Below are 12,300 nucleotides of genomic sequence, written 5' to 3'. Positions count from 1 at the left end.
GTTAAACCCTCCTTTTTGGCCGTTTTAACTTTTGAAACCAATGTAAAACTTGAATATCGATAATTCCTTGCGGACGAAAAGCCATCATTAATATTAAGATAAGCCCATAAATCATGTAACGATATTCCGCAATGAATCTAAGCATTTCTGGCATTAAAGTCAAAAATGTTGCCCCAAATATTGCTCCAACAATGACCTCACTTCCGCCAAAAACAGCAAAAATAAGGATTTCTACTGCTCGGTGATAAGAAAAGTCTGCAGGGCTTATATAAGCCATTACATGGGCAAATAATGCACCGGCAAAGCCAGATATGACCGCCCCTTGAAAAAATGCCAGTACTTTATAATAGGTAATATTAATTCCCATTGACTCTGCTGCTTTTTCATCCATTTTAATCGATGCAAATGCACGTCCAACTCTTGAATGATTTTGTCTAATAATAAACCAAACAACGAAAATGCATATAAGCAGCAAAATGACAAAAACGATTAAAAATACAAACTGATTAGGCTTAAGTCCAAGGACAGCTGGATCAAAACCAACATCCTTTAACATCCTGAATATTTCTCTTCCCATTTGAGGGATACCTGATATCCCTACAGCTCCCTTTGTAACTGATTCCCAGTTTACAAAGAATACGCGGATGACTTCCCCAAAACCTAGGGTTGCGATGGCTAAATAAACCCCTGAAAGCCGAAGAGAAGGAATTCCAACAATCAGGCCGAATATCCCAGCCATAAGTGCCCCCGCGATAATTCCGATGATGATTGGAACGTCAAAATTGAGAGTTAATAAAGCTGAAGTGTACGCGCCAATTCCCATGAAGCCTGCACTGCCAAGGGATAGCTGTCCAGAGGATAGGGTCACATATATGCTTAGCCCGAGAATAATATTAATTAATATAAATGAACCGACTTGTAAGTAATAAGGATTGATAAATTCTCCAAGCATAATGTCACCTACCTGCTGCTGTCTTTTGGCCAAATAAACCTTGTGGCCTTAGTAATAGAATAACGATGATCGTAATAAATGCGATGGCATCACGATACCCGGAATCACCATATGCAACAATAAGAGTTTCAGATAATCCTAGGATGAGTCCTCCAGCCATGGCACCCTTCACATTGCCCATTCCACCTAAAATAATGATCGCAAGACCTTTAAGCCCCATTGATAATCCCATTTGCGGATTCACTGAGTTAAAAGCCATTCCAACTAGAATTCCTGCGATTCCACCCATGGCAGAAGCGATAACGACTGTCATAATGATAATTCTTTTTGTGTTGACACCAAGAATACTGGCTGTTTCAATATTTTCCGCTGTAGCTCGCAATGCTTTTCCTGCTTTTGTTTTTAAAAGCCAATAAGAGAGTACTGTCATCAAAATGACTGAAATAACAAAAATCAAAATTTGGACAAGATAGATAGTTATCGATCCAATTTGAAAATTTATTTCAGAAAATGCATTTTTGAATGGATGATTCCCAGCTCCAAAAAAGTGATGGGAAAGATTTTCAAGTAATATGGATGCTCCAATCGTACTAATTAAGGGAGCAAGGTGTGAGACACCTTGCTTTCCTCTTAGTGGACGTAGAGCAAAACGTTCGAGCATATATCCTAAAATAGCCGTAACAATAATCGCTGCTAAAAATGCGACCCAAATCGGCAGGCCTAAAGTACTTGTTACGATTACTCCGACAAAGGCTCCAAACATAAAGATTTCGCCATGCGCCATATTAATGATGCCTAGAACACCAAAGACTAGTGTAAAACCTAGGGCGACGATGGCATAGATGCTTCCTAATGTAATTCCGTTAATAAGCTGCTCTAATAGCAAAACATCTCACCCACTAATTCCTAATATTATTCAAAGATTTTGAATTTACCTTCTTCAATAACAAGTACAGTTGGATCCATGATTACGTCTCCATCTTTATCAAATGAGAACTTTCCAAGAATTCCTTCAAGGTCTTTAATTTCAAGTAGAGCATCTTTAATTTTATCTCGGTCAGCTTCACCTGCGTTTTTAATTGCTTCAGCATAAATATAAAGAGCATCATAAGCTTGAGCAGCGAATTGGTCAGGCTTCTTTTTATATGCAGCTTCATATTTTGTATTAAATTCTTGAACTTTCGGGTCTTCTTTATCTCCAAACCATGGAGTCGCAACAATTAATCCGTTTGAAGCTTCGCCTGCAATTTCAATAACCTGTGGAGAGTTAAAGCCGTTGCCTCCAACGAATGGTACGTCAATCCCCATTTTTCTTGCTTGGTCCATGATAACAGCACCTTCATTATAAAGTGCAGAAGCTAGGATTAAGTCAACATTTTGACTTTTAATTTTTGTTAATTGTGCATTGTAGTCAGCTTGTCCTTTTTGAAATGTTTCAATAGTCGTAATTTCAAGACCCATATCTTCAGCAACTTTTTTCATTGTGTCGAATCCGGATTTTGTAAATACGTCATCGTTTCCGTATAGAATTGCAACTTTTTTCACATCGTATTTATCAACAGCTTTTTTAACAGAAGCAGGAATAGCTAGAGCTTCTGGAATGGAGTTTCTGAATACATACTCGCCAATTTGCGGAATTCCTTCTGCAGTTGTTGATGTACCCATAATTGGAATACCATTTAAATCAGCCTCAGGTCCTACAACATTCATTTCTGTACTTAAAGTTGGTCCTAATAGTGCAACGATGCTGTCATCGCTCATTAACTTTTGTGCAGCTGATAAAGCTTGCTCTTGTTTACCGGCAGAGTCTTCAATAACAAGCTCGATGTTAACTTCGCCTTTTTCATTAATTTCCTTTTGTGCTAATTTGAAGCCGTTAGTAATAGCCTCTCCATATGCAGCACCAGGTCCTGTCATATAAGAGATGACACCTATTTTGGCGTTTACAACTTCCCCTTCACTTGAAGAGCCGCCTTCTTCTTTTGGTTCTGTTCCTGTGCCTTTGCCGCCGCATGCTGTTAATAAAACTAGCATTAAAACTGCAATTGCTAGAAATGGTTTTTTAAACAATTGACTCATTTCTTTTTCCTCCTATTATCTGATAATTAAAAACATATATCTATTAAATACTACTTATTGGCTATTGTAAATAGATTATTTGAATTGTTTGAAAATGAAAGCGTTTTTATTTTTATTTTGAAATAATGTTTTTACAGCAAAAAAGGTGATTCTATCTGTCAGAATCACCTTTTGAAATAATATTTATTATTAGTGTGTAGTATTGTTGTTCGGCATCCCATTCATTTGGGCTGGAGCATAAGCATTTAACAGCTGCTGCATATCTTGCGAAGCGAGCTGCGGCACTTGATAGTAATGATGTTTATTTTGATAAATCGAAAGTTCATAAGCCATTTCAATGCAATTCGGCACAGAGTCGGCTATGACGCGGCGGACAACTGGATTTGTCACTTCACATGCTGCCATTGTTTTTGATCCAGCCATTCCCTTATGCGCACCAAGTAAAAGTCCTGATATACATGCGTCTGTAATTTCTGAAGCCGAAGTTAACGGTTTTTTAGGCTGAGTTGGCTTCAACCCATAAATAAAATCGTTATCTTGTGTCATTTTATAGCTCTGTGTTGGCACCGCTGGATCTTGTCCAGTTTTAAAGCAGTCAACAGTCGTATTATATTCCTGCGTAATAAACTGATATTGTCTATCAAGAATACTTGCTAGTTCTTGATCTTTTACAAGTGGACGTAATAGAGTGAATTGATCTAAAACACCAATAGTCCCGGATAACACCTCATGGACATCAAATACCTCATGTCCCCCATGATTCATTTGTTGATTAACCATGCCCGTATGCATATTTTGATGCGTTTGACCTTGCTGCTGATTTTGGTTTTGCATTTGCATTCAAATTCCTCCCTCATATTAAATCAAAATTATTTTGCAACCGAAATTAATTTTTATTCCTTTTTTACGAGTTAATTTTGTTATGCTGGAAAAAAATGTACCGTAAATTGATTCTTTCTTAAAGAATGTAATTCCTATTCAGAACAATAATAATAGAAGTGTGCAAATTCGACTTAATTAGGAGGTAATTTCGGATGAAAGCTGTTACGTATCAAGGACCTAATAATGTGGCTGTTGATCAAGTTGAGGATCCAGTAATCGAAAAAAGTGATGATATTATTATTAAAATTACATCAACAGCAATTTGTGGATCGGATTTGCATTTATATCAAGGAAATATGCCACTGCCGAAAGGCTATGTGATTGGCCATGAACCAATGGGGATTGTTGAAGAAGTTGGTTCTGAGGTTACAAAAGTAAAAAAAGGCGATCGTGTCGTTATACCATTTAATGTCTCATGTGGTCACTGTGTCTATTGTGAACAGGATTTAACTAGTCAATGTGATAATTCTAATCCTCATTATGATTCGGGAGGATATTTTGGATATTCCGAGAAATACGGAAATTATCCGGGTGGACAAGCTGAATACTTGCGGGTTCCATTTGGTAATTTTACGCCATTTCTTATTCCAGAGTCTTGTGAAAAGGAAGATGAGTCCCTTCTCTTTCTATCCGATGTATTGCCAACTGCCTATTGGAGTGTTGTAAATGCAGGTGTAAAAAAAGGCGATACCGTTGTTGTCCTTGGCTGCGGGCCAGTTGGCTTAATGGCACAAAAGTTTGCCTGGATGGAGGGGGCAGAACGAGTCATTGCAATAGATTATTTAGATTATCGAATCAATCATGCGAAAAACATGAATAAGGTTGAGACTTTTGAATTTACGAAGCATCCTGATATGGGAGAATATATTAAGGAGATCACCAAAGGAGGAGCTGATGTTGTCATTGATTGTGTTGGGATGGACGGAAAAAAATCCCCGATCGAATTTTTAGAACAGAAATTGAAGCTGCAGGGCGGAACACTAGGACCTATCCAAATAGCGACTAAAGCAGTTAGGAAAGGCGGAACTCTTCAATTAACTGGTGTTTACGGCGGAAACTATAACCTATTTCCACTAGGCGCATTCTTCATTAGAAATATTACATTAAAAATGGGGCAGGCTCCTGTTATTCCTTACATGAAAAAATTATATGAAAAAATTATTGATGGAGAATTCGATCCGAAGGAAATCATTACACATAAAATTTCATTAGATGATGCTGTCCACGGATACAAAATCTTTAATGACCATGATGATGACTGTATAAAAGTGGTCCTAAAACCATAAGTATTGAAAAATAAAGCTTAGCTTCCTGACTGTTATTCCGCCGGAAGCTAAGCTTCTTAATATTGTGTGTAGTGTCTTCGGTATTTTCTTTCATGGCATTGATCACAAATTTGATATTTATGATCCCATGGCAAGCTTCTTCCGCAGCTTCGGCATTTTTTGGCGATGTTTTTCACATCGGTTCGTAATCTGTCATGTACTTTGTCACTAATCTGCTCCCGGATCCGCTCCCAATAAATGGCTTCGGTTCTACGATCTAACCGATATAAAAACAACAGATGGAGACCAATCGCTTTGTATGAAAGCTCTAATTCCTCTAAGTTGCGATTTTTTAAAATCGGTTCTGGCAGCTCATTCCCATCAATAATGGCTAACATCGTTTGTTCCCACTGCCAAATTAATTGAGGCTCCTTTTTGGAAAATGGCAAATGAAGAAAACCATATAGATCCATAATGGACAATTTTGCTTCTATACTTGAGCCGCGGACCTTTTCATACAACTCTCTTTCTTCTGATAAAGACGCCTTCTTCGTCCCCTTCGGACTTTCAAATTTATCCCATAATTCAAAAAAGGTTCCTAGATCACGATAGTACGTTTGAAACCGTTCAAAAACAGTACTTGTTGGTGCTACAGAAAATGTTAGAATGGGCTGATCCTCGGAAACGAGGAGATCCCACATCTTATGAATATCTGTGACAAAAGCTACTTTACCTACATCGTAAATACCTTTCCTTCCAGCTCTCCCGGCAATCTGCTTAACTTCCTGGGATGTAAGGAGCCGTCTTTTCTGTCCATCGAATTTCTCATTTTCCAGGAAAACGACTCTTTTAATTGGGAGGTTAATCCCCATTCCAATCGCATCAGTTGAAACAATAATAGAAGATTTTCCATGATTAAACCGCTGAACTTGCTTTTTCCTTGTTTCAGGCGGCATACTTCCATAAATCATACTGACAGAGTGTCCGGAATTTTCCAGTCTTGATGCTGTTTCGAGCACTTTTTTCCTTGAAAAACAAATTAAAGCATCCCCTTTATCGACACGGCTAAACTTAAACTCCCTCTTTTCAACTTCTAATGGGACCTCTCGTGTGTATTCGAAGATTTCAATGCTTGCATCACCAAGCAGCTGAAGTAATATGTCTTTGACATTATGGCTGCCAATAATGTGCACTTCATTTGCGTTTGCCTTTGTGATAGCCTTGTACCAGGAAAATCCTCGATCCTTATCTGTAATCATCTGTGCTTCGTCAATTACAATACAGTCGAAAGATTCCTTTTCATGAAACATTTCGACTGTGCAGGATATATGGCTTGCGCCAGCTACAATCTTTTCCTCTTCGCCTGTTTTTAAAGAGCAAAGTGTCCCTTCCTCATTCAGTTTATCGTATACTTCTAAAGCAAGCAGGCGCAGCGGGGCCAAATATAATCCGCTTGAAGCTGCTTTCATTTTTTCTAGTGCATGGTGCGTTTTTCCAGTATTTGTTTCGCCGATATGCAGAACGAAACGAATATTACTTCTAATAGAAGGCTGATATTCTTGTCCGAAAATGTCATTGATGATCCGCTTTTCCTCTTCTTTTTTTCTCTCTATTTCTGCTCTTTCTTCCTCTAATCTTCGCTGTAGATTGGCTAGATCATATCGATATATTTCTCCATGCTTAGCTAAATCAAATGGAACTTTTGAAAGCCTTATCAAATCAATCATATATTCCTGCTGTGCTTCCTCAATAAAGTGCATGGCCAATTCTTCACTAGCTTCAGCAAGTATTTCATCTGTAATAGACTGCATAAAAGATGTTGAGAGATTAAACCCTTTAACCATCATTTCATTCAGTCCCATATCCATCATTACATCTTTCAAATAGCGTGCTGTTTTCAGTAAATATCGATCAAAATACGTTTCGTATTCAAAATACCGGCGGCCCCAATGAGAGGTTTTGTGAATTTCCCCAGTTAATTCTTCAAGAAATTCGCTGAGTAATGTATAGTCAGCCGAATTGAAAGCACCGATCATTTTAAGTTTTTCTTCGAGTGCGAAAGTGTCAATCTTTTTATACTTAACTTCGCTTTTCAGATCGTTTATTAGGTTTATGGAAATGAAGTGTCTTACATATAAATAAAGACTTTCATTATTTTTATCAATGAGGCATTCTATTTCCTGAATAAATTTATCTTGGAAATTATGAATTGATTCATGAAGCAGCCTTTCTTCTTCTTTTTGTAAAAAGTCTTCTCTGGCTTCTCTATATTTTATATCCCAATTTATTTCTTCTGCTTCCCATTTCTTGTTTAACCATTCAAGCGCATTAAATGGCTTATATGTACGCATTTCAGTTCGGAAGAGATGGTTTATTAATTTCTTATCTAAATTCTCCGTTTCGTAACCTTTCCATTTTAAATAATCTTTTTTTATCTGTCTAGACACGCTTCCGGTAGATTTATTTAACCAGACATTTAACCATAATTGATTAATATAGGTACTTCTTTCTGAAACATAGTCTTCATAAGCTGGCATTGTATCTTTACTGCCCAAGTATAAAGTTATATCATTTAATATTTTCGATTTTGCATTTTCAACAGCATTTCGGTACGTTAGTTCTAATTGGTTCAATGATCTCCCTCCTTCAGTAACCTTTCCAATTATTTATTGTTATTGTAACACTTTCCATAATAAATCATGAAAAAGACCAAAATTTTATTCATTTTTTTGTTGACAAATTGAGGAAGTGTTCATATAATTTATTTAGAATTAAATTATCTCGAATTCAAATAAAATAAATTCGAGCAAAAATTAGGAGGAAACTAAAATGACAAATTCAAAATGGGCTCTTGATCCAGCACACAGCAGCGTTGATTTTTCTATCAAGCATATGATGATTGCGAATGTGAAAGGAACTTTTAATCAATTCGATGCAGTGATTGAAGCAGATCCGGCTGACTTAACAACAGCTAACATTCAATTTAATGTAGATCTTGCAAGTATTGACACACGGAATGCTGATCGTGATAACCATCTTCGTTCAGGTGACTTCTTTGATGTGGAAAACAATCCATCAATGACCTTCAAATCTACTAAGATTGTAAATAATGGTGACGGCGAATATGATGTAACAGGCGATTTAACGATTCGCGGAGTAACGAAAGCGGAAACGTTTGAGGTGACTTATGAAGGTACTGGTAAAGATCCATGGGGCAACGATAAGGTTGGCTTCACTGTTGAAGGAGCTATTAAGCGCAGTGATTATGGTTTAACTTGGAACTCTGCTCTTGAAACAGGCGGGGTTCTTGTAGGAGATAAAGTGAAAATTTCTTTAGATGTTCAAGCCGCAAAAGCTTAATATTAAAAAAAAGCGGGTCCAATTGGATCCGCTTTTTAAATCTATTGTTCTGCTAAAATAACCGCAATCTTATCCTCGATTACTTTTCCCATTGAACCATTAACTAAATTATTTAATACGATTGAAAAAATAAGTCTTTCTCCGCTCTTCGTATCCACATAACCAGATAATGAGCTGACAGTAGAAATGGAGCCCGTTTTCGCGATTACTTTGTTTTGTGCAACAGAGTTGATCATCCGGTTTCGAAGTGTTCCTCCTACCATTCGTTCAGCTGCACCCGCTACTGGCAATGATGTCAAATAGCTCTGATACCATTCTTTGTCTTGAACGACAAACAGGAGCTTGGAAATTTCATTTGCAGGTATTAAATTCACATGGGAAATTCCAGAGCCATCTCGAAGAACAAGTGTGTTTGTGTTAATCCCTAATTTGATTAGCTCCTCTTTCAGCACTTCAATTCCTTTATCCCAGCTGCCTTCCCCTTTAACAACCTTACCCATTTCTTTTATTATTGTTTCTGCATGTCCATTATTGCTTAACTTCATAAAAGGAATAAGCAATTCAGATAATGGCATGGACTGGTGACTGACTAATACATTTGCTCCCTCAGGCGCAGCTGCTGTCCGCAATTTCCCTTTTAATTTAATTCCTTGTTCGGCTAATGAATGTTTAAATAAATTAAGCGCATAGCCAGATGGCTCCCAAACAGCCATCCATTCTCTCGCTCTGCTTGCTTCTAGCGGGATGGTTCCTTCAATAATAATATCATTTGTCCCGTGCTTACGCTCAATTGAAATGCTCTTCTTCCCGTCTTTTGCTACTGTTTTGGCGTTATTAATAATGTTAACATAATCCGTTTTTGGTTCTAAAGTCACAATAGGTGCTGCACCCGTATTTTTTCCCGGATTTACGTCTACAATTACGGTTCCAGCGTCATAATCTTCATTAGGTGAGGCAGTTAAAGCTGAAACTTGTGCTCCATAATAATAGGTTTCATCATTCCAAGTTAAGTCCATAGAATAGCGGATATCATCATACCACGTGTCATCAGCAACTAAATCACCGTGAATATTATCAATTCCCAAATCTTTAATCTTTTTTGCAAATTGATCGAAATCCGCCTTTAATAATGTCGGATCTCCCTTTCCTTTTAAATAGAGATTTCCTTGCAATGTTACCCCTTTTACAGAACCGTCAGTAAGTACTTCAGTCGTGAATTTGTAGTTTTCCCCTAATGTCGATAAAGCAGCTGCAGCGGTTAGGAGCTTCATATTTGAAGCAGGCTTTAAGCGAATATCCCCAATATGATCATACAGCAGCTCCCCTGTCTCGGCAGAACGAACACTTACACCAGCTAACGCTCCTTTTAAGTCAGGATCATTATTGAGAAGCTGATTAAGCTCCTGGACCAGTGCTCCTCCATCTTCAGTTGCCTGAACATTCGGCTTCACTGAGTTTATTTGAGGAACGAATGCAAGCATGAAAATCAATAAAAGACTAAGACTAAATTTCATTGGTTTTCTCAATGGTTTCAACACCTTTCTTCTGCTTATGTTTAATACAATTCTTCTTTGAAAGGTGAATCCCTCTATTTCCAGTATGAGGAAAAAGTAGTGTTTTTCATTCAGTATTTTATATTATTCGGTTAAATAGGTTGTATGAAGTCTTACAGTGAAAATACAGGAAATAATCTTTTAGAGGGAAATATCGGAACCCCAGTCCACAAATCTTTTTATATTTAATCAAATTTTGGCTCATACACGTACAAACTTAAATCTATCGTTCCATTCAGTTTAAACTCTACCCCTTCACTCTCTAAGGAAAGTCTTTGAACTGAATAGTGCTCATCATCCTTTAAACCAATTTCCCCTCTTGAATTGATCACCCGATGCCAAGGCAGTTGATGTTTTTTGCTCATGGAATGCAGAATTCTTACTACTTGCCTTGCCCCTCTTGGACTGCCCGCAAGCTTAGCGATTTGTCCATATGTCATCACTTTTCCAGCTGGGATACTCTTAATAATAAGGACAGCTCTTTCCGTAAACGTTTCCACTTGATGATCTCCCTTTGATTAAAATTATTATGTAGATAGCAGCTTAGGCAGCTCCGAATATATTTGAATAATCTCCTCTATTTTCATTCGTACTAACCCGCTAGATGATGGTGCAACAAAATCAATTGTTCCGGAAACGACTGATTCCTCTTGCTTCCCCCAAGGAATGGACTTTTTCTTGCTGAATTCCTGATAAACTCCTTTACCAACAAAACAGACAATCTTCGGTTTATATTCATTTATTTTTCTTATAAGCTCGATTCTTCCTGCTTCATATTCTTCTTTCGTAATTTCATCTGCAGCCTTTGTTGGTCTAGGCACAATATTTGTCATTCCATAACCTAAATCTAGCAGTTTATAATCCTCAGTTGCAGCAAATTTCTTCGGCGTCAAACCTGATTCATGAAGGATTTTCCAAAAGCGATTATTCGGATTGGCAAAATGATGGCCGGTTTCTGATGAACGGATACTTGGATTAAATCCAACAAATAATAGATTCAGATTTTCTTTTAGATGATCATTTATTGGTTTCATTTCATTCACCTACAATAAATAGTATTAATTTATTAATGATAGCATAGTTCAACTTTTATAAGAAATTGATGAGATCAAAAAAAGCCTGAAATTAACCAGGCTTTTCGATTATATATTAAATTGAGTTCAATATGAATGCTTTAAATTCTTGTTCTATAATAGTTGCTAAATGCTCAGGCACCGTTAAATAGATTAGGCCATTTCCTTCTAGTTTCGGAGAATATCCTAAGGGAATCGTTCTCCTAATTAATTGTGCAAAAAGCTCTGGCTCGGAAAGCTTCCGTTCAAAATATTGTAAGGATAAATTGTTTATTAAAGCAAGTGCACCCGAGACATGTGGTGCAGCCATTGATGTTCCGCTTAAAGTGGCATATTTCCCGTTCAAAAAGGTTGAAAGGATTTCTTCACCCGGTGCAACTAAATCGATTTCATTGTGGGAGTTGCTAAATTCAGATGATCGGCGCTTTAAATCTACAGCTCCTACGCTAATAACTTCATTATAAGATCCAGGGAAAGCAAATTCGTCTGTAGCGTCATCCCCATCTCCCTCATTTCCAGCCGCACAAACGACGAGAATATTATTATACACCGCTTTTTTGATGGCTTCGTGAAGCTCTGGTACATCTTTTGGCCCACCGAGTGACATCGAGATAATATCAGCTTTTTGTTCAATGGCGTAATGGATGCCCTTAATAATCCAGTCATATTGACCAGAGCCATTTTTATTTAAAACTTTAACGATCAATAAGCTTGCTTCTGGCGCAACACCGATCACTCCATTATTATTCTCTACCGCTGCAATCGTACCAGCTACATGGGTTCCATGCCCATTGTAGTCCATGAATAAATCTGGATTCCCTTTATCATCATTTGTAAAGTTTCTCCCGCCGATAATACGGGCACTGAGATCAGGATGAGTTATATCACAGCCTGTATCTAATACAGCAACAGTTACACCTTTTCCCTTCGTATCTTTCCAAATCTTTGGTGCTTGAATCAATTCAACCCCTTTCGGAATTTCCTTAGCCCCATCTGCTAGATTCATCAGTTTAAAAGGAATAACACGAACTAAATGCTCCATTTCTTTCCCTCCTTAAGGCGCTTCCGCTTTTTTTAGAGATAAATTTGAAGCCGGTTCTAGGTGTTATTAATATTTTAATAATTCCGAATTTATT

General features: G+C 37.5%; 11 protein-coding genes. 2 read left to right on the top strand and 9 right to left on the bottom strand.

The window, feature by feature from the left end; translation table 11 throughout:
* Nucleotide 1: 1 nt before the first annotated feature.
* From AR328_RS00900 to AR328_RS00885, 4 genes are all read right to left on the bottom strand, one after another.
* Complete coding sequence (locus AR328_RS00900; RefSeq protein ID WP_066288037.1) at nucleotides 2-952, bottom strand: branched-chain amino acid ABC transporter permease; 951 nt, start codon at nucleotides 950-952, stop codon at nucleotides 2-4.
* Nucleotides 953-956: 4 nt separating this feature from the next.
* Entirely contained in the window at nucleotides 957-1,838 is an 882-nt protein-coding gene (locus AR328_RS00895; protein WP_066288035.1) for a branched-chain amino acid ABC transporter permease, read from the bottom strand.
* A 26-nt stretch (nucleotides 1,839-1,864) separates the two neighbouring features.
* The gene (locus AR328_RS00890) at nucleotides 1,865-3,031 is read right to left on the bottom strand and encodes an ABC transporter substrate-binding protein (protein ID WP_066288033.1); all 1,167 of its coding nucleotides are present in this window, start codon (nucleotides 3,029-3,031) and stop codon (nucleotides 1,865-1,867) included.
* A gap of 189 nt (nucleotides 3,032-3,220) precedes the next feature.
* Nucleotides 3,221-3,865: a spore coat protein gene (locus AR328_RS00885; RefSeq protein ID WP_066290090.1), complete on the bottom strand. Its 645-nt coding sequence runs from the start codon at nucleotides 3,863-3,865 to the stop codon at nucleotides 3,221-3,223.
* Between the two features lie 200 nt (nucleotides 3,866-4,065).
* Between AR328_RS00885 and AR328_RS00880 the strand changes: the two genes are divergently transcribed.
* Nucleotides 4,066-5,199: a zinc-dependent alcohol dehydrogenase gene (locus AR328_RS00880; RefSeq protein ID WP_066288030.1), complete on the top strand. Its 1,134-nt coding sequence runs from the start codon at nucleotides 4,066-4,068 to the stop codon at nucleotides 5,197-5,199.
* Between the two features lie 56 nt (nucleotides 5,200-5,255).
* Here AR328_RS00880 and AR328_RS00875 read toward each other — a convergent pair whose 3' ends face one another.
* Complete coding sequence (locus tag AR328_RS00875) at nucleotides 5,256-7,811, bottom strand: DEAD/DEAH box helicase (RefSeq protein ID WP_066288024.1); 2,556 nt, start codon at nucleotides 7,809-7,811, stop codon at nucleotides 5,256-5,258.
* Between the two features lie 196 nt (nucleotides 7,812-8,007).
* Here AR328_RS00875 and AR328_RS00870 point away from each other — a divergent pair, with 196 nt between their 5' ends.
* Nucleotides 8,008-8,538, top strand: a complete 531-nt coding sequence (locus AR328_RS00870) for a YceI family protein (RefSeq protein ID WP_066288021.1) — start codon at nucleotides 8,008-8,010, stop codon at nucleotides 8,536-8,538.
* 41 nt (nucleotides 8,539-8,579) lie between these two features.
* Here AR328_RS00870 and dacB read toward each other — a convergent pair whose 3' ends face one another.
* The 4 genes from dacB to AR328_RS00850 all read right to left on the bottom strand — a co-directional run bounded on the left by dacB (nucleotide 8,580) and on the right by AR328_RS00850 (nucleotide 12,206).
* Nucleotides 8,580-10,064: a D-alanyl-D-alanine carboxypeptidase/D-alanyl-D-alanine endopeptidase gene (gene dacB / locus AR328_RS00865; RefSeq protein ID WP_066288016.1), complete on the bottom strand. Its 1,485-nt coding sequence runs from the start codon at nucleotides 10,062-10,064 to the stop codon at nucleotides 8,580-8,582.
* Between the two features lie 212 nt (nucleotides 10,065-10,276).
* A complete protein-coding gene (locus tag AR328_RS00860; RefSeq protein ID WP_082677090.1) occupies nucleotides 10,277-10,591 on the bottom strand; it encodes an MGMT family protein in 315 nt (104 codons plus the stop codon).
* Nucleotides 10,592-10,618: 27 nt separating this feature from the next.
* Nucleotides 10,619-11,125 (bottom strand): G/U mismatch-specific DNA glycosylase, encoded by a 507-nt coding sequence (gene mug / locus AR328_RS00855; protein WP_066288013.1) that lies wholly within the window; start codon nucleotides 11,123-11,125, stop codon nucleotides 10,619-10,621.
* Nucleotides 11,126-11,240: 115 nt separating this feature from the next.
* Nucleotides 11,241-12,206, bottom strand: coding sequence for a S8 family peptidase (locus tag AR328_RS00850; protein WP_066288008.1), 966 nt, complete (start codon nucleotides 12,204-12,206; stop codon nucleotides 11,241-11,243).
* Nucleotides 12,207-12,300: the final 94 nt, after the last annotated feature.

The sequence above is a fragment of the Bacillus sp. FJAT-29937 genome, from assembly GCF_001509555.1.
Taxonomy (GTDB): domain Bacteria; phylum Bacillota; class Bacilli; order Bacillales; family Cytobacillaceae; genus Cytobacillus.
Note: the sequence above shows the minus strand (reverse complement) of the source record. Positions and strands in the feature narration are given on the sequence as shown.

Coding starts and splice junctions, on each gene's coding strand:
- AR328_RS00900 (WP_066288037.1), bottom strand. CDS start 952: ATGCTTGGAGAATTTATCAATCCTTATTACTTACAAGTCGGTTCATTT.
- AR328_RS00890 (WP_066288033.1), bottom strand. CDS start 3,031: ATGAGTCAATTGTTTAAAAAACCATTTCTAGCAATTGCAGTTTTAATG.
- AR328_RS00885 (WP_066290090.1), bottom strand. CDS start 3,865: ATGCAAAACCAAAATCAGCAGCAAGGTCAAACGCATCAAAATATGCAT.
- AR328_RS00880 (WP_066288030.1), top strand. CDS start 4,066: ATGAAAGCTGTTACGTATCAAGGACCTAATAATGTGGCTGTTGATCAA.
- AR328_RS00870 (WP_066288021.1), top strand. CDS start 8,008: ATGACAAATTCAAAATGGGCTCTTGATCCAGCACACAGCAGCGTTGAT.
- mug (WP_066288013.1), bottom strand. CDS start 11,125: ATGAAACCAATAAATGATCATCTAAAAGAAAATCTGAATCTATTATTT.
- AR328_RS00850 (WP_066288008.1), bottom strand. CDS start 12,206: ATGGAGCATTTAGTTCGTGTTATTCCTTTTAAACTGATGAATCTAGCA.